Source organism: Bradyrhizobium sp. SZCCHNR1015 (assembly GCF_032489875.1).
Taxonomy (GTDB): Bacteria; Pseudomonadota; Alphaproteobacteria; order Rhizobiales; family Xanthobacteraceae; genus Bradyrhizobium.
On the sequence record NZ_JAUEYW010000013.1, the window covers coordinates 233,266 to 250,628 of the forward strand.

13 protein-coding genes and 1 pseudogene are annotated in these 17,363 nt (G+C 66.6%); 9 read left to right on the forward strand and 5 right to left on the reverse strand.

All coding sequences use genetic code 11. From position 1 onward, the window contains the following. Nucleotides 1-33: 33 nt before the first annotated feature. Nucleotides 34-2,538: an outer membrane protein assembly factor BamA gene (gene bamA / locus QX128_RS22950; RefSeq protein WP_316183048.1), complete on the reverse strand. Its 2,505-nt coding sequence runs from the start codon at nt 2,536-2,538 to the stop codon at nt 34-36. A gap of 889 nt (nt 2,539-3,427) precedes the next feature. Here bamA and QX128_RS22955 point away from each other — a divergent pair. From QX128_RS22955 to QX128_RS22965, 3 genes are all read left to right on the forward strand, one after another. Beyond that, the gene (locus QX128_RS22955; RefSeq protein WP_316238595.1) at nt 3,428-4,642 is read left to right on the forward strand and encodes an aminotransferase class I/II-fold pyridoxal phosphate-dependent enzyme; all 1,215 of its coding nucleotides are present in this window, start codon (nt 3,428-3,430) and stop codon (nt 4,640-4,642) included. An 11-nt stretch (nt 4,643-4,653) separates the two neighbouring features. After that, on the forward strand, nt 4,654-7,131 hold the full coding sequence (locus tag QX128_RS22960) for a DNA translocase FtsK (RefSeq protein ID WP_316238596.1): 2,478 nt from the start codon (nt 4,654-4,656) through the stop codon (nt 7,129-7,131). 168 nt (nt 7,132-7,299) lie between these two features. Further along, nucleotides 7,300-8,088, forward strand: coding sequence for an outer membrane lipoprotein carrier protein LolA (locus QX128_RS22965; protein ID WP_409997877.1), 789 nt, complete (start codon nt 7,300-7,302; stop codon nt 8,086-8,088). Nucleotides 8,089-8,107: 19 nt separating this feature from the next. Here the strand turns inward: QX128_RS22965 and QX128_RS22970 are convergent, their stop codons facing one another. After that, nucleotides 8,108-9,178, reverse strand: a complete 1,071-nt coding sequence (locus tag QX128_RS22970; RefSeq protein ID WP_316238597.1) for a DUF2336 domain-containing protein — start codon at nt 9,176-9,178, stop codon at nt 8,108-8,110. 232 nt (nt 9,179-9,410) lie between these two features. Here QX128_RS22970 and QX128_RS33250 point away from each other — a divergent pair. The 6 genes and pseudogenes from QX128_RS33250 to QX128_RS22995 form a co-directional block, all read left to right on the forward strand. Next, a pseudogene (locus QX128_RS33250) lies at nt 9,411-9,512 on the forward strand (ATP-binding protein); the annotation flags it as partial. 244 nt (nt 9,513-9,756) lie between these two features. Next, nucleotides 9,757-10,179 (forward strand): hypothetical protein, encoded by a 423-nt coding sequence (locus tag QX128_RS22975; RefSeq protein ID WP_316238598.1) that lies wholly within the window; start codon nt 9,757-9,759, stop codon nt 10,177-10,179. After that, complete coding sequence (locus QX128_RS22980) at nt 10,176-10,478, forward strand: hypothetical protein (RefSeq protein ID WP_316238599.1); 303 nt, start codon at nt 10,176-10,178, stop codon at nt 10,476-10,478. The genes QX128_RS22975 and QX128_RS22980 overlap by 4 nt, the downstream gene beginning before the upstream one ends. 182 nt (nt 10,479-10,660) lie before the next feature. Next, a complete protein-coding gene (locus QX128_RS22985) occupies nt 10,661-12,199 on the forward strand; it encodes a YifB family Mg chelatase-like AAA ATPase (protein ID WP_316238600.1) in 1,539 nt (512 codons plus the stop codon). A gap of 99 nt (nt 12,200-12,298) precedes the next feature. Beyond that, complete coding sequence (locus QX128_RS22990; RefSeq protein WP_316183044.1) at nt 12,299-12,775, forward strand: hypothetical protein; 477 nt, start codon at nt 12,299-12,301, stop codon at nt 12,773-12,775. 135 nt (nt 12,776-12,910) lie between these two features. After that, nucleotides 12,911-15,145, forward strand: coding sequence for a PAS domain-containing hybrid sensor histidine kinase/response regulator (locus tag QX128_RS22995; protein ID WP_316238601.1), 2,235 nt, complete (start codon nt 12,911-12,913; stop codon nt 15,143-15,145). Between the two features lie 48 nt (nt 15,146-15,193). Here the strand turns inward: QX128_RS22995 and coaA are convergent, their stop codons facing one another. The 3 genes from coaA to hisF form a co-directional block, all read right to left on the reverse strand. Continuing rightward, the gene (coaA, locus tag QX128_RS23000) at nt 15,194-16,150 is read right to left on the reverse strand and encodes a type I pantothenate kinase (protein WP_315800864.1); all 957 of its coding nucleotides are present in this window, start codon (nt 16,148-16,150) and stop codon (nt 15,194-15,196) included. 32 nt (nt 16,151-16,182) lie between these two features. Further along, nucleotides 16,183-16,506 (reverse strand): phosphoribosyl-ATP diphosphatase, encoded by a 324-nt coding sequence (locus QX128_RS23005; protein ID WP_316183042.1) that lies wholly within the window; start codon nt 16,504-16,506, stop codon nt 16,183-16,185. Between the two features lie 77 nt (nt 16,507-16,583). Continuing rightward, nucleotides 16,584-17,360 (reverse strand): imidazole glycerol phosphate synthase subunit HisF, encoded by a 777-nt coding sequence (gene hisF, locus QX128_RS23010; protein WP_316183041.1) that lies wholly within the window; start codon nt 17,358-17,360, stop codon nt 16,584-16,586. Nucleotides 17,361-17,363 lie beyond the last annotated feature (3 nt).

Below are 17,363 nucleotides of genomic sequence, written 5' to 3' on the forward strand. Positions count from 1 at the left end.
GTCATAACTGCCCAGAGTTCGTCACGCCCGCCCTCAGAACGACGTGCCGCCGCCGAACCGAAATTCCTGGGTGACGTCGTATTTGCCCTTGGACAGCGGCACCGCGTAGTCGAAGCGGAGCGGGCCGAACGGGGAGGCCCAAATCAGGCCGACGCCGACCGAGGAGCGCACGACCTTGCTGTCGTCATACAGCATGCCGCATTTGCAGGCGGCGGAGTTGACCTCGCCGGTCGCGGCCCATGAGGTCGGGCCCTGATAGCCCCACAGCGAACCGGCATCGGCATAGACGGCGCCCTTCAAACCCACTTCCTTCGGCAGGAACCAGAACGGCATCTGCAGCTCGGCGGAGGCGCCCCAATATTTGGTGCCGCCCAGCGAATCGCCGGTGGCGCCGAGGCTGCGATAGGTGATGTCGCGCGGCCCGATGCCGTTGGACGCGAAGCCGCGCACCAGCGTCGGGCCCATCTGGTAGTGGTCGAGCATGCGCAGGTCCTTGTCGCCGATCTTGTTCAGCATGCCGCCCTGCAGATGGATGACGCTGACGATATCGGCGACCAGCGGGGTGTAATATTTCGCGTCCACCGCCGACTTCAGATAGCTGACATTGCCGCCGACGCCGGCGAAATCCTGCCGCCAGTCGATCAGCAGGCCGTCAGTCGGGTTCTTGGTGTTGTCGAGCGTGTTGTAGGTAAGAGTGTAGCCGAGCGCCGAGGTCAGCGCGGCGCCGTCATTCAGCTCCTTGCGCACCGCCAGGCTGGATTCGCCGTCGCCGTAGCAGCCATAGCCATAGACGCCGGAGCTGGTCGCGTTGGTCGGATCGACGCCGCCGAGCACGCTCTGGATATAGGCCGGGGTCGGATTGAAGGCGAGCAGGCCGTTGGCGTTGTTGTTGTTGCAGTTCGCCAGATAGGACGGCAGCGTGATCTCCTGCCGGTACAGCGAGTAGCGCAGCTGCAGCGACAGGTCCTCGCGCAGCTGGAAGCCGAGCCGCGGGCTGAAGCCGATCGTGCGCGTGCCGTAGCTCGTATAGCTGTTGGCGAGCTGCTGACGGTAGGAGACGTCCAGCCCGAGCGCCACGCGGTAGTCCAGCAGATAGGGCTCGACAAAGGACAGCGACACGCCGCGGGTATATTGTCCGTAGGTGACCGCCGCCTTGGCGTACAGGCCGCGGCCGAGGAAATTGCGCTCGGAGATCGAGACCTCGGCCAGGGCGCCGTCGGTGGTGGAATAGCCGCCCGAGATCGAGAAATCGCCGGTCGACTTTTCCTCCAGATTGACCACGAGGATGACGCGGTCGCTCGACGAGCCCGGCTCTGCGGTGATCTTCACGTCCTTGAAGAAATCCAGGTTCTTCAGCCGGCGCTCGGCGCGATCGACCAGCGCGCGGTTGTAGGCGTCGCCCTCGGACAGATCGAACTCGCGCCGGATCACGTAGTCGCGGGTGCGGGTGTTGCCGCGGATGGTGATGCGCTCGATATAGGTGCGCGGGCCCTCGTCGACCTGGAACACGATCGCCACCGTATGGGCTTCCAGATTGCGGTCGCCGCGCGGACGCACGACGGCAAAGGCGAAGCCGCGGCGCGACGCCTCGATCTGCATCTCCTCGACCGACTTCTCGAGCTGCTCGACGTTGTAGAGCGCGCCGACATTGACGCGCGAATAGCCGCGCAGCGTGTTGGCGTCGAGCGCCGCGACGCTCGACTGGAACTGCACCGAGCTGACGCGGTATTGCTGGCCTTCCTCGATCTGGAACGTGACCAGGAAGCCCTTCTGCCCAGGGTCGTATTCGCTGAGCGCCGCGACGACCTGAACGTCGGCATAGCCGTTCTTCAGATAGAACCGGCGAATCAGGTCTCGATCGGCCTCGACGCGATCGGGGTCGTAGACGTCGTTGTTGCCGAGAAAGCTGAGCCAGTTCGATTCGTGGGTCTTGATCACGTCGCGCAGGCGCGCGGCGGAATAGGCGTTGTTGCCGACGAAGCTGATCGACTTCACGCCGGTCTTGACGCCCTCTTCGATGGTGAAGACGAGATCGACGCGGTTGTTGGGCTGCTCGATGATCTCGGGCGTGACGCGGACGTCGTAGCGGCCGGAGCGGCGATAGATCTCGGCGATGCGCTGCGCGTCGGACTGCACCATCGGACGGGACAGCGTGCCGCGCGGCTTCGACTGCACTTCCGCCGTGAGCTGCTCGTCCTTGACCTTCTTGTTGCCCTCGAAGGCGACGCGGCCGATCACGGGATTCTCGACAACGCGCACGATCAGCCGGCCGCCCTGCCGGTCGATCTTCACGTCGGCGAACAGGCCGGTCTCGACCAGCGCCTTGAGACCGTCGTCGACCTGGCCGGCATCCAGCGTGCCGGACGGGCCGGGCTTGAAGTAGGAGCGGATGGTGTCGGATTCAACGCGCCGGTTGCCCTCGACGGTAATCAAAGTAGCAACCGCGGCCGGCGCTGCCATGGCGATGCGGGGCGGCGCGGTCATTGGCAGGGCCAGCATGATCAGGGCAAACACGCCCGGCAGTCTCAGACGCATCATCGACGCTCTTTCGAAAGTCAGAGTCCTCGGCGCGCACGCATTCGCCGGCACGCCACCGGAATCGCTGATGCCCGCCAATCATGGTCGCGATGCGCCGATCTCGTTTCGCGAAATGTCTGATGATTCTGGATGTGGCTGATTATGTCCGGCCAGACAAGATTCTCGGCCCGGCGGGTCGACAAAGCGTGCGACACGCTAATAAGTGCGTCCGCCGCGCTGCGACCGGAAAGCCACGGCGGAGGCGGACATCTCCGTTAAGCAATTGGTCCATCCACGCCGCACTCAGTGGCTTCCGAAATCAAATTCTACAAATCTTCGGAAGTTGGCAATACAAGGGAAAAACCAGGGTGCTAATTGACCATCACCCGAACTAAGCCCCCAAGTAGTTCGGCCAAGGCCCGGTGCGCGCAGATTCCCATTGATATTCCGGCGCACCGGGCCGCCCGTTTTTGTCATCTGCGGCGGTGCTTATGAATGCGCCCTCTCCCCTTGTGGGAGAGGGCATGTATGAGCGTGCGGCAGACGCGGTTGAGTGAGGGGTATCTCTCCACAAGTTCAGCCCGTGGAGAGACCCCTCCTCACCCAACCGCGCTCGCGGATGGGCCAGCGATGCCCTCTCCCCACAAGGGGCGAGGGCGCTGTATCGGGCAGCGCGCTGGCGGCGGCTTGGGCCTAGCCAAATGAGACGGTTCCCCTCCGCCCCCCGAATCACCACAATGTCCGCCGCTGTTGCGAAATTGCCTCTGGATCGGGGCAGGAAAACCGATCAAAACGGGCGGCAGCGCCGATGGTTAATCGCGTCTTAACCTCGCCCCACCTATGGTGACCGCTAAAGGCACCGGTTCATGGGCGATCGGCGGCTTCCACTGGTTTGGCGCGCGTTTTACGTATGGCAATGACCGCTTCATCCCCCGCGCCCGCTGGCGCCAGCCATTCGGAGAGCGAACGCTCGCCGTTTGCGCGGCTGAACGAGCTGCTCGCCCCCTACAAGCCGGGCAAGCCGATGATCACGCTCGCCGTCGGCGAGCCGCAGCATCCGGTGCCGGGCTTCGTCGGGCCGGTGCTGGCCCAGCACATCGCCGAGTTCGGCCGCTACCCCGCGGCCAAGGGCATCGAGCCGTTCCGCAAGGCGGCCGCCGGCTGGCTGTCGCGCCGATTCGCGCTGCCGCGCGCTGTTGATCCCGAGCACGAGATCCTGGTCCTCAATGGCAGCCGCGAGGGCCTGTTCTTTGCCGCCCATGCGGCGCTCCGCCATGTCGGCCCGCGCAGCGGCAAGCCCGCGATCCTGATGCCGAACCCGTTCTATCCGGTGTATGGCGTCGGCGCGCGCACCGCCGGCTGCGACTCCATCTATCTGCCGACGACGCGCGAGAACGGCTTTCTGCCGGACCTCGATGCGATCGACGAGGCGACGCTGTCGCGCACGATCGCGTTCTACCTTGCGACGCCGGCCAACCCGCAGGGCTCGGTGGCATCAGCGGACTATATGCGCAAGCTGGTCCGGCTCGCCAACGCCTACGGCTTCCTGATCTTCAGCGACGAATGCTATTCGGAGATCTACACGAAGGCGGCGCCCGGCAGCATGCTGGAGCATGCCGGGCCCGACTACACCAATGTGGTCGCGTTCCAGTCACTGTCGAAGCGCTCCAACGTGCCGGGCATGCGGATCGGCTTCGCCGCCGGCGACCGCCGATTCCTCGCGGGCTTTCACGAGCTGCGCAACGTCGCGGCGCCGCAGGTGCCGGTGCCGCTGCAGCACGTGGCGGTCGCCGCCTATGCCGACGAGGCCCATGTCGAGGACAACCGGCGGCTGTACCGCGCCAAGTTCGACCTCGCCGACCAGATCATCGGCAACCGCTATGGCTACAGGCGGCCCGATGGCGGCTTCTGCGTCTGGCTCGACGTCACTGAGCGCGGCGGCGACGAGGAGGTGACGCTGCGGCTGTATCGCGACGCCGGCGTGCGCGTGGTGCCCGGCAGCTACCTGGCGCGGCCGCAGGCCGACGGCTTCAATCCGGGCCTCGGCTACATCAGGCTGGCGCTGGTGGCCGATGCCGAATCCACCGGTGAGGCGTTGCACCGGCTGGTCGAGGTCCTGGGATAATCGCGGGGCTGATGCAGATGCCGGCGATCGAACGAGTCATTCCCCTGGTCAACCACCTGCCGACGTCGCTGCGCGACGCGCTGGTGCGGCGGCTGCGCGAGCTCGCGGGCCTCTGCCTGATCGCGCTGTGCGGCGTGGCCGCGGCGGCGCTGATGACGTGGTCGGTGCAGGACCCCAGCCTGAGCCACGCCACCTCGCGCGCGATCCGCAACATCGTCGGCTATCCCGGCGCGATCAGCGCCGATCTCCTGATGCAGATCCTTGGTCTCGGCTCGATCATGGCGATCCTGCCGCTTTCGATCCGCGGCTGGCGGATGATGACGCACCGGCCGTTCGACCGCGAGGCGCTGCGCTTCGGCGCCTGGATTCTCGGCGCCGTCATCGCCGCCGGCTTTGCCAGCTGCTGGCCGCGCTCGCATGCCTGGCCGCTGCCGACCGGTCTCGGCGGTGTCGTCGGCGATGCCCTGGTGCGCGCACCGGCCGTGGTGTTCGGACCGCCCGGCGTGATCTATCGGCTGGTGCTCGGCGCCCTTCTTCTGGTGGCGATGATCGGCTGCCTGCTGGTGGCCGGCGGCATGGGCGCGAAGGAAGCCGACCCGAGCCTGCTCGCCGACGAGGACGACGACACGCCGCTGGCCGACCCGGAGGACGATGACGACCGCAAGGCGATCCGGCTCGGCTGGGTGTTCCACGCCATCATGAGCGCCAAGGCGCAGGTCGTCTGGTTCCTCAGCACGGCCTACCGCGCGCTGGTGTCGTCAGGACCGCAGCCGCGCGCCGCCGCCGCAGGCCGGCAGGAGCCGAGCCTCGGCCGCGGCCAGGGCAAGCCGACGCTCGCGCCCGAGATGGACGAGGACGGCGGCGACGAGGAAGAAGCCGAGGAGGGCGAGGACGAAGAAGAGGAGGAGGAGCCCGCTCCGAAGTCGCGCAAGAAGCCGGCGCCGAAGACTCCTGCGAAAAAGTCCAACGACAAATACGATCTGCCCTCGGTCTCGATGCTGGCGGCGCCGAAATCCTCCGACCGCCAGCCGCTGTCGAAGAGCGAGCTGGAGGCCAATTCGCGCGCGCTGGAAGGCGTGCTGCAGGATTTCGGGGTGCGCGGCGAGATCGTCAAGGCGCATCCCGGCCCGGTCGTCACGCTGTACGAGCTGGAGCCCGCGCCCGGCATCAAGTCGTCGCGCGTGATCGGCCTGGCCGACGACATCGCCCGCTCGATGAGCGCGCTGTCGGCGCGCGTCGCCGTCGTGCCCGGCCGCAACGCCATCGGCATCGAGCTGCCCAACGTGCATCGCGAGAAGGTGTACCTGCGCGAGCTGCTGGTGGCCAAGGAGGCGACCGAGAGCGTCGCAAAGCTGCCGCTGTGCCTCGGCAAGAACATCGGCGGCGAATCCATCATCATCGATCTCGCCCGCACCCCGCACATGCTGATCGCCGGCACCACCGGCTCGGGCAAGTCGGTCGCGATCAACACCATGATCCTGAGCCTGGTGTATCGGCTGCGCCCCGATCAGTGCCGCCTCATCATGGTCGACCCCAAGATGCTCGAGCTTTCCGTCTATGACGGCATCCCGCATCTCCTCACGCCCGTCGTGACCGACCCGAAGAAGGCCGTGGTCGCGCTGAAATGGGCCGTGCGCGAGATGGAGGAGCGCTACAAGAAGATGGCCAAGCTCGGCGTGCGCAACATCGACGGCTACAATGCCCGTCTCGGCGAAGCCCGCAACAAGGGCGAGGAGCTGACGCGCACCGTCCACACCGGCTTCGACAAGGAGACCGGCAAGGCGATCTACGAGGAAGAGAAGCTCGACCTCGATCCCCTGCCCTACATCGTCATCATCGTCGACGAGATGGCCGACCTGATGATGGTCGCCGGCAAGGACATCGAAGGCACGGTGCAGCGCCTCGCCCAGATGGCGCGCGCCGCCGGCCTGCACGTGATCCTGGCCACGCAGCGTCCGTCGGTCGACGTCATCACCGGCACCATCAAGGCCAACTTCCCGACCCGCATCTCCTTCCAGGTGACGTCGAAGATCGACAGCCGCACCATCCTGGGCGAGATGGGCGCCGAGCAGCTGCTCGGCCAGGGCGACATGCTCTACATGGCCGGCGGCGGCCGCATCAGCCGCGTGCACGGCCCGTTCTGCTCCGACGAGGAGGTCGAGAAGGTGGTCAAGCATCTCAAGGCCCAGGGCTCGCCGGAATATCTCGAGGCGGTCACCGCCGAGGAGCCGAGCGAGGAGGATGGCGCCGTGTTCGACGCCACCGGCATGGGCGGCGGTGGCGGCGGCGACGACCTGTTCTCGCAGGCGGTCGCCGTGGTCAAGCGCGACCGCAAGGCCTCCACCAGCTACATTCAACGGCGGCTGCAGATCGGCTATAACAAGGCCGCTTCGCTGATGGAGCGGATGGAACAGGAAGGCATCGTCGGCCAGGCCAACCACGCCGGCAAGCGCGAGATCCTGGTGCCCGAGGAGGAAGGCGGGTTCTGACGGCCCGATGGCCGCAGAAACGCCGCTTCGGTGCCCGATCTTCACGCGATTACGATCACGCTGCCCGGCCGAACCGGGATAGAACGCGTAAAACCTCAGGACGTCGTTTTGAAAAGCTCCTTGTTGAACAGCACGTTTTCGTATCACGCAGCTTGGCGCGGGCGCCGGATCGGCGCCTGGCTGGTCGCCTGCGCCGTGACGACATGCTCCATCGCCGGAGCGTCCGGTCACGCCGCCGCGCAAGGCACGCCGGCTCCGAAATCAGGCCCGAAGAGCGGCTCCCAGCTCAGCGCCTCCGACCAGCAGCGGGCCGGCCAGAGCCCCTCGACCACCCAGACGGCCCCGCCCAATCCGGTCATTCCCGATCCCCGGCGCAACGTGCCGGCCAGCATCTTCACCTCGTTCGACGCCAACCAGAAGGCGCAGGCGGCCAAGGTCAGCGCCTATCTGTCGTCGCTGCAGACGCTGGTCGGGAATTTCGTCCAGGTCGGCCCGGACGGCAGCAAGACCAAGGGTGATTTCTACATCCAGAAGCCCGGCAAGGTCCGCTTCGAATATGACCCGCCGACCCCGATCGACATCATCGCCGACGGCTCCTCGCTGGTGGTGCGCGACCGCAAGCTCGCCACCCAGGACGTCTATCCGCTGTCGCAGACGCCGCTGCGCTATCTCTTGTCCGACCGCATCGACCTGTTGAAGGACACCAACGTGATCGCGGTCGCCGCCGACGACCTCTACGTCACGATCACGATCGAGGAGAAGCAGGCCCTGATCGGCACCAGCCGGCTGATGCTGATGCTCGGCGCCAAGGACGGCCAGCTCAAGCAGTGGACCGTGACCGATCCGCAGGGCTACGACACCACGATTGCCGTCTACAATCTCGATACGACCAAGAAGCTCGACCCGGCGATGTTCAAGATCGACTTCACGGCCTACCCGTCGACCCCGCCGGGCTGACGCCGCTTCCCGCGCTCGCTCAGCGCGATTCGAGCCCGCGCACCTTCCACTGCGCTTCGGACAGCGCAAGCTTCTCGAAGCGCTTGCGCGCCTCTTCGAGGTCATCGGCTGGAAGCGCGTCGCAGCCGGGCCGGTCGCGCAGGATCATCGACGTCGTCGCCCAGCTCAGCCGTGCCGCCTTGCAGGCCAGCAGCAGATCCGTGAGGCGATCCTCCTCCAGCAGCGTCTCGATCGTCTCGATGGTGACGACGCAGAGCAGCGCCAGCGCCGCGATCACGGCAGGGAAATCGCCGGTGGCACAGAAGCGGTTGACGGCGGAGTCGCCGAGCTTGCCGGTGCGGCTGAGGGCGGCGACCTCAGCCTTGACCTGCTGATAGTCCCAGATCGCGCGCATCGCCGCGCCGGGCGAGCGGGTCGGCGTCGCCTGAAGGGTCGCGCGGGTCGCCGGCGGTGCGGCCTTGATGAAGCGGGCGCGGGCGCCCTCGCTGGCCGCGGCGACGAAGGCCCGCGACAGCTTGGCCGGCAGGTCGGTGCGCAGCGCGAGCTTCTCGGCGAGATCCTCATCGCGCTCGGCGATCTTGAACAGGCTGCGATAGCCATCCTCGGACAGCTTTGCTGTGAGGTTCTGCGCCAGCGCCATGCGGACCGCCGGAAAGCCGCGCGCGATCAGCTGCGTCGTTAGGTTGTCGCCGATGCCCCTGCGGCTGGCGAGCGCGACGAGATGCGCCGGGCTGCCGGTGCGGATGAACTCGGCGAGGTCGCGCTCGGTCAACACCGCCGCCTTGGCCAGCATCGGCCCGGCGACGCGCAATTCGGGGTGAACAGCGAGCATCCGCGCCGTCGCGTAAGGCGCGCGCTCGACGCCGGCGAGCGCCATGCTCAGCTCGGCCAGCAGTTCGGTCGCGACCTGCGGCATCAGCCGGGCAAACATCTGATCGTAGAGATCGAGCTGCTCGTTCGACGCCGGCCGCGGACCGGCCAGGAACAGGCTGGTGGTCCGGCGCAGCATGTCGGTGGCGAGCTCGGACACCGTCCGCGCATCACCGGCGGGCGTCTTGGCGGTCGGAGCTGCCGCGGGCGCTGGAGGCATCACACGTCCCTCGTTGGGCGCCTCTCGGCCGTGACGGAGGCGCGGGTCGATCATCGATTGCGGAAGAATGCGAAGGCCGGACTAAAGGGGCGTTAAGCGCAGCGGACGGAGCTGAAACCCCACGCGGCTGTCGTTAATGGATTGCGGCAGAGCGCGGCAACGACGATGTTCCCGTATTGTTCTTGCGATTGGGGGCCGCTTCCGCCACCGTCACTGGCAGGAGGGGAGCCCCATGGTCCAGCGCGTTTCCACCGTTGCCTTCGAGGGGATCGAGGCCCGCGCGGCCGACGTACAGGTCCAAGTCGCGCCCGGCCTGCCGGCCTTCGCCATCGTAGCTCGTCAATGACGACTCTTGCGACAAGTTTCGCGGAATGGGTCCATGTTCGAAACCGAACCCTATTGCCCCGCTGCGGGCTCGGGTTCGAACTACTTGACTATTGGAGGCGGCCGCCATCGACGTTGCTGTTGTTGTTGTCATATTGAGGAGGCACATCTAACGGTTCCGATCATGCGGCAGGTATGATACCAATCTCGTTCATTGGGCTTCGGCACGCTGCTTTGGTTGGACATTCAATGCGATGAATTGGTCAGCATTTTTTCCTGCTCCGGCCCTCATCAATGGCGCTCGCAGCACCGTACTGCAAACCCTGTCCTGGATGATGGTGCTTCTTGCGCTGGCTCTCGTTGGATCAGCGGTTGCTCACATTGCAGAATGGCTTTTGGTGCTACTCTCTGTTCTCCTCTCAATCGACTTCATCGTCTTTATTGGCGCATACATCTACTTTGCTAAGATCAATCCCGAGCTTCTTCGGTCCGAACAGTATGCGATTAGGAAGCTGGAAATCGAACACCGGATTGTCGGCGACGACATGACGGGACCCATTGAAGAAGTAGTGGAAGCCGAAGTGGTTCAAGAGCCCCGCAGGCTCGCCCGAAGGCCTCGGCTTATCGCTGGTGAGACTTCCCCGACTAAGAAGTCTCGGTCAAAGGGTTCCCAATGAGCCTCTTCATTGTCGCCACGAACGATCTGACAAAAGATCAAGAGCGTGCCTTCATTCAGTTTGCGCGAGAAAACGGCGCGTCTTGGTGGCATTACCTGAAAAATCTCTGGCTGCTTGATACGCCAGAAAACCTGACCATCGAAGCAATTCGCGATCAGATCATGGAGGAAATTGCTCCCGGCGTTAACGTCTTGGTTTTCGAACTAACTGGCGAGGCCAGTTGGGCGGGTTTTGGCCCGGACAGTGAAAATCGGAGCATGTTCCGCTGGATCCAGAAACATTTTGGCAGCGAGGCCTAGTGGTTTGCACATGGCACCCGGGATTACTGCAGATAAATTACGAGGCGCCGCCGAGAGCTTGAGGTCAGCGACCGGTTGGAGGTTCTGACCGTCATATGATGGCACGATTGAGACGAGGATGTTCCCGTATTGTTCTTGCGAACAAGGCCTGCTTCCGCTAGCTTGTCGCTGGGAGGGGCATCATGGTCCAGCGCGTTTCCACCGTCGCCTTCGAGGGGATCGAGGCCCGCGCGGTCGACGTGCAGGTCCAGGTCGCGCCCGGACTGCCGGCGTTCGCGATCGTCGGACTGCCGGACAAGGCGGTGTCGGAGGCGCGCGAGCGGGTGCGCTCGGCGCTGATCGCCTCCGGGCTGGCGCTGCCGGCGCGGCGGATCACCGTGAACCTGGCGCCGGCCGACGTGCCCAAGGAAGGCAGCCATTACGACCTGCCGATCGCGCTCGGCCTGATGGCCGCGATCGGCGCCATCCCGCCCGATGCGCTCAGCGGATTCACCGTGCTCGGCGAGCTCGGCCTCGACGGCTCGATCGCGCCGGTCGCCGGCGTGCTGCCGGCCGCGATCGGCGCCAATGGCCGCGAGGAAGGCCTGATCTGTCCGGCCGCCTGCGGTGCCGAGGCGGCGTGGGCGAGCCCCGATTTGCAGATCATCGCGGCGAGCTCGCTGATCCAGATCGCCAACCACTTCAAGGGCACGCAGGTGCTGTCGCGGCCGCAGCCGAAAATCCAGGAGGCGCCCGCGAGCCTGCTCGACCTGCGCGACATCAAGGGCCAGGAGAGCGGCAAGCGCGCGCTCGAGATCGCCGCCGCCGGCGGGCATCACCTGCTGATGATCGGCTCGCCCGGCGCCGGCAAGTCGATGCTGGCGGCGCGGCTGCCGTCGATCCTGCCGCCGCTGTCGCCGGCCGAGCTCTTGGAAGTGTCGATGATCGCCTCGGTCGCCGGCGAGATCGAGGGCGGCGCGCTGACCAACCGGCGGCCGTTCCGCAGCCCGCATCATTCTGCCAGCATGGCGGCGCTGACCGGCGGCGGCCTGCGCGCCCGCCCCGGCGAGATCTCGCTGGCGCATCAGGGCGTGCTGTTCCTCGACGAGTTGCCGGAGTTCGATCCGCGCGTGCTGGATTCGCTGCGGCAGCCGCTGGAGAACGGCGAGGTCTCGATCTCGCGCGCCAACCACCGCGTCACCTACCCTGCCCGCTTCATGCTGGTCGCGGCGATGAATCCATGCCGCTGCGGCAACGCCTTCGAGCCCGGCTATGCCTGCAAGCGCGGCCGCATCGACCGCTGCACGGCCGACTACCAGACGCGCATCTCCGGCCCGCTGATGGACCGCATCGATCTGCGCATCGAGGTCCCCGCCGTCACCGCCGCCGACCTGATCCTGCCGCCGTCCAAGGAAGGCTCGGCCGAGGTCGCTGCCCGCGTCGCCGCCGCGCGCGACCTGCAGCGCGAACGCTATGCCAAAGCGCGCCTGCCGCAGGTCAGGACCAATGCCGAAGCGCCCGCCGCCGTGCTCGACGAGATCGCCAAGCTCGACGCCCCCGGCCAGAAGCTGCTGCGCGAGGCCGCCGAGACGATGCGGCTGTCGGCGCGCGGCTATCACCGCGTGCTGCGCGTGGCGCGGACGCTCGCCGATCTCGATCACGCCGAGGCGATCGGCCGGCTGCATCTGGCCGAAGCGCTGTCGTATCGCGCGCTGGCGGAGGACAGTCGTCACGCGGCGTGACTGCCCGCCCCTTCAACACTCTGGTAACGACTTCTCTTTACGCTCCGACAACCATAAGGCCCGCGTTTCGTCCTCAGGCCTGCCGCGTCGGTGCGTATCATGTTGCGTTTCAAGGTCATCGTTTCGGCCGTGCCGCTGATCGCGGCCGTGGTCATTGCCAAGGTCGAATTGGCACCCTCCCCGCAGCCCTGCATTGCCGTCGGCGCCGACAGCGCCTCGCTTGGATCGGCGCCGTTCCACGCCGATCTGCATGTCGACTTCACCGACGATCCCGCGCTCGCCACGGTGCGCGTGGCCCTGGCGGACAGTCCGGAGGCGGCCGATGTCGTCGTGGTCGACGATGCGCCCGTGGAAGAGGATCGGGGTTGCGGCATCACGGCCGCCACCCAGGTCGTCGCGATCGCGGCTGATCGCCTTGCGGGTTCGCAGCGGATCTATCTCGCCAGCGATGATGCCGATGGCCGCGCCGACTATCGCATCTACGTCCGCTCCAGCCACACGACGGCCAGGGACGCCGCCGCATTGATCGTGGCGGCCCGCAATCATTCCTCATCGCCGGCCAATCCGGTTCTGTGACTCGGGCTAACGCCCGGTTCACCATCTCTGCACCGCCGGCTGGCGTGGGCATGACCTTTCAAAGTCTCAGCAATACCGACGCCGCATGGTGCGGGTCGGCGAGGACATTGGGATCGGAAGCTGGGGGTGAACGAGATGGGACCGATTTTTCACGTCAGGCTGCGCCTGCGCCGGTTCATGCGCCGTCACCGCACCATCTTCGCCATCCTGCGCTCGCTGATGATCTTCTCCGCCGGCTTCGGCGGCGCGTACGGCTTCATCAAGGCCAGCATCTCCGACAACTCCGGCTATAACCCGCACACGTTCGCGATCGGAGCCAGCTTCCTGTTCGCGCTCGCCTGCGTCGGCCTGGCCACGCTCAGCATGCGGCTGCGTTTCGTCGCCAGGAAGATGCACAAGATCGCGCTCCACAACGAGGTGCTGGCCGACCGGAACTGGGAGCTGCAGGAAGCCGAGCAGCGCGCCCGCAATCTGTTCGAGCAGCAGGGCGATCTCATCGTCATGCGCGCCCGCGACGGCACCATCGTCTTCGTCAACGACGCCTATTGCCGGATGGCGGGTCTCGACCGCGACAATCTGCTCGGCAGCGCGTTCAGCTTCCAGCTGATCGAGCAGGGCGACAGCGCGCTGGAGCCGAACGGCACCCGCGTCCACGACCAGCGCATCGAGAGCGCGATCGGACCGCGCTGGATCGCGTGGCGCGAGGCGCTCGTGCGGTCCGACGCCGGCGAGCCCGCCCTGCTGCAATGTGTCGGCCGCGACGTCACCGACCGCACCGAAACCGAGCGCGCGCTGGCGGAGGCGCGCGACCAGGCCAACGCCGCGAACCGCGCCAAGTCACGCTTCCTGGCGATGGCGAGCCACGAGATCCGCACGCCGCTGAACGGCATCCTCGGCATGAGCGGCCTGTTGCTCGACACGCAGCTCACGCCGGAGCAGACGACCTACGCCAAGGCGGTCCGCACCTCGGGTGAAGCGCTGATGTCGCTGATCGACGAGCTGCTCGACTATTCGAAGATCGAGGCCGGCAAGCTGGCGCTCGAGGCGCAGCCGTTCTCGCTGGCAGCGCTGATCGAGGAGATCACCGAATTGCTGGCGCCGCGCGCGCAGGCCAAGCAGCTGGAGATCGCGGCCTATCTCGACGAGCGCCTGCCGACCTGGGTGACGGGCGACGCCGCGCGGCTGCGCCAAGTGCTGCTCAACCTCGCCGGCAACGCCATCAAGTTCACCGCGACGGGCGGCGTTGCCCTGATCGCCGAGCCCGGCATCTGGCCGAACGAGATCAGCTTCCAGGTGCGCGACACCGGCATTGGCATCGCAGCCGACGCGCAGGACCGCATCTTCCGCGAATTCGAGCAGGCCGACGACAGCGTGGCGCGCAGCTTCGGCGGCACCGGGCTCGGCCTTGCGATCTCTGACCGGATCGTCAAGCGCATGGGCGGGCGCATTTCGCTGCAAAGCCAGCTCGGCGCCGGCTCGACCTTCGAGGTGGCGGTGCCGCTGCCGCCGGCGCTGGAGCGCGGCGAGCAGAACAGCTTCCGCGGCCCCGACCTCGCCGGACAGTCGATCATGCTGGTCGCGCCGGCCGGGCTGCAGGCCGAGCTGATCGAGCGGCGCCTGCAGAACTGGGGCGCGCAGACCTGCCTGATCGCCGAGGCCGAGGTCGCGCGAGCCCTGCTGCCCGAACGCGCCTGGCATGCCGTGCTGGTCGACGACGCCATCGGCAGCGATGAATCGCTGCGTCTGGGCCGGGTCGCGCACCACCATACGACACGGCTGATCGTGCTGGTGACGCCGGCGAGCCGCCACGAGCTGGCACCGGCGGCGCCATTCCACGGCTATCTCGTCAAGCCGCTGCGCGCCGCCTCGCTCGCCGCGCGCGTGAGCTTCGACACCGACGGCACGGTCCTCGCCGACGATCCGGTCCCGACGATCGCGCCGCCGATCGCGGCTCAGGCCGGCGCGGGCCTGTCGATCCTCGTCGCCGAGGACAACGACATCAACGCGCTCCTGATGCGCTCGCTGCTGACCAAGCTCGGCCATCACGCCGACATCGCCGTGCATGGCGAAGCGGCGCTCGACTCCTGGCTCGCGGCGCGCTCGGCCGGCGCGCCATACGATCTGATCCTGATGGATGTGCAGATGCCGAAGCTCGACGGCATCGCTGCCGCCAGGCGCATCCGCGCCATCGAGGCCAGCGAGCCCGGCGGGCGCACCCCGATCCTGGCGCTGACGGCCAATGCCCTGGTCGAGGACCGCTACGCCTGCTTCGAGGCGGGCATGGACGGGTTCCTGGTCAAGCCGATCGATCGCGACAAGCTCGACGAGGCGCTGGCGAATCTGGCGGCGGCGCGACAGGTGCCAGCGTAAGGAATTAGTTGGGGCGGATCAGCCCGGCGCCGCGCCCGCCGGCCCCGTTTACAGCCGCCTCAGCGCCACCGTCTCGATCTCGTGATCCGCGCCCTTCTTCAGGATCAGGGTCGCGCGCGGCCGTGTCGGGAGGATATTGTCCTCGAGATTGGCCAGGTTGGTGCGCTCCCAGATCGCGATCGCGGTGGCGATGGCCTCCTCGTCCGACAGCAGCGCGTAGCGGTTGAAGTAGGACCTGGGATCATGGAACGCCGTGTCGCGCAGCGACAGGAAGCGCTTGACGTACCATTTGCGCAGGATCGCCTCGTCGGCATCGATATAGACCGAGAAGTCGAAGAAGTCGGAGACGACCGGCACGGCCTTGCCGTCGCGCGGCAGCGGACCGGTCTGCAGCACGTTGACGCCTTCGACGATGAGGATGTCCGGCTGGTCGATCTCGGTCCACTGATTGGGGACGATGTCGTAGCTCAGATGGGAATACACCGGCGCGCGCACCGGATGGCGGCCGGCCTTGATGTCGGACAGAAAGCCGAGCAGCCGCGGCAGGTCATAGCTTTCCGGAAAGCCCTTCTTCTGCATCAGGCCCTGCCGCTCCAGCACCGCGTTCGGATACAGGAAGCCGTCGGTGGTGATGAGATCGACCTTGGGCCGCGGCGACCAGCGGGTCAGCAACGCCTGCAGCACGCGCGCTGTGGTCGACTTGCCGACCGCCACCGAGCCGGCGACGCCGATGATGTAGGGCATCTTGCGGTCGCGGATGCCGAGGAACTGACGCTGCGCGTAGTACAGCCGCTGCGCCGCGTCGACATACATCGACAGCAGTCGCGACAGCGGGAGGTAGATGTCCTCGACCTCCTGAAGGTCGAGACGATCGTGCATCGACCGCAGCTTGGAGAACTCGCCGGGCTCCAAGGTCATCGGCGTGTCGTTGCGCAGCTCGGCCCATTGTTCGCGGGTGAAGACGCGGTACGGATTATATTGTTGTTCGGTGGTGCGCATATCCATGACGCTGCCCTTCGTTTCCCCGCCGCCGCGCCCTACTCCGTCTTGCGCGACGCCTTTTCTTCCAGCCCCGATTGACCGGTGCGCTTGCCGAGCGCCGCCTCGACCTCCTCGAGCCGGACGTCGCGCGACTTCAACAACACCAACAGATGAAACAGCAGATCGGCGCTTTCGGAGATCAGATGCTCGCGGTCGGTGCCAACAGCGGCGATGACCGTCTCGACCGCCTCCTCGCCCATCTTCTTGGCGCATTGCGGCGGCCCCTTGTCGAGCAGCTTGCGCGTATAGGACGCCTCGCCGCCCGCCGCGGCGCGCGCGTCGATGATGGCAGCGAGATCGTGAAGCGTGAAGCGGGACATCAGCCGGTACTCGGAACGCCTGCCCGACCACGGCGGCCGGACCAGCGTTCATCTAACATTTTTGCGACGCAATGTCGTCAGGGATCGAGCCGCATCGGCAGGCCCTGGCGCACCATGTGCTCCTTGGCCTGCCGGATGGTAAATTCCCCGAAATGGAAGATCGACGCGGCCAGCACCGCGGTCGCGCGGCCCTCGCGGATGCCGTCCACCAGATGATCGAGGTTGCCGACACCGCCGGAGGCGATCACCGGCACCGGGACGCTGTCGGCGACCGCCCGGGTCAGCGGCAGGTCGAAGCCCTGGCGGGTGCCGTCGCGGTCCATCGAGGTCAGCAGGATCTCCCCTGCCCCCAGCGATACCACCTCCTGGGCATATTCCAGCGCATCGATGCCGGTCGATTTGCGGCCGCCATGGGTGAAGATCTCCCAGCGCGACCCGCCGCCAGGCCGCGACACGGACTTGGCGTCGATCGCGACCACAATGCACTGCTCGCCGAACTTCTCGGCCGCCTCCTTGACGAATTCGCGCCTGCTCACCGCGGCCGAATTGATCGAGACCTTGTCGGCGCCGGAACGCAGCAGGGTCTTGATGTCGTCGATGGTGCGCACGCCGCCGCCGACCGTGACCGGCATGAAGCAGGCCTCCGCCGTGCGCCGGACGACGTCCAGCATGATGCCACGGTTCTCATGGGTGGCGGTGATGTCGAGGAAGCAGAGCTCGTCGGCGCCGGCGGCGTCATAGGCGATCGCCGCCTCCACCGGATCGCCGGCGTCGCGCAGATTGACGAAGTTGACGCCCTTGACGACCCGTCCGTCCTTGACGTCGAGGCAGGGAATGACACGGACCTTGAACATCCT